Annotated in this window: 1 protein-coding gene; it reads right to left on the bottom strand. The window is 52.4% G+C overall.

All coding sequences use genetic code 11. The features are described 5' to 3' along the window. Positions 1 to 422: Ig-like domain-containing protein (locus tag EG814_RS21075; RefSeq protein ID WP_449404213.1), on the bottom strand; the 422-nt coding region annotated here is incomplete at both ends.

Below are 422 nucleotides of genomic sequence, written 5' to 3'. Positions count from 1 at the left end.
CCGTCTCTGAACCACTGGTTTCCTGATGATGCCGATGAAGTAAGAACCACATTTCCGCCTGAACAGAAAGTCGTCGCGCCTCCAGCGCTGATGCTTGGAGCCGCAGGAAGAGGATTCACTGTTACCGAAGCCGGTGCAGAAGCTGCGCTTGTGCATGTTCCGTTATTGAACGTAACCGTATATGAGCCGCTTGAAGCTGCAGTATATGTCGAATTGGTTGCGCCAGAAATGGCTGAACCGTCTCTGAACCACTGGTTTCCTGATGAAGACGATGAAGTAAGAACCACATTTCCGCCTGAACAGAAAGTCGTCGCGCCTCCAGCGCTGATGCTTGGAGCCGCAGGAAGAGGGTTCACTGTTACCGAAGCCGGTGCAGAAGCTGCGCTTGTGCATGTTCCGTTATTGAACGTAACCGTGTATGA

This window comes from Flavobacterium ustbae, from assembly GCF_003946915.1.
Classification (GTDB): domain Bacteria; phylum Bacteroidota; class Bacteroidia; order Flavobacteriales; family Flavobacteriaceae; genus Flavobacterium; species Flavobacterium ustbae.
The sequence above is the reverse complement of the archived record's forward strand: the minus strand, read 5'-3'. Positions and strand labels throughout refer to the sequence as shown.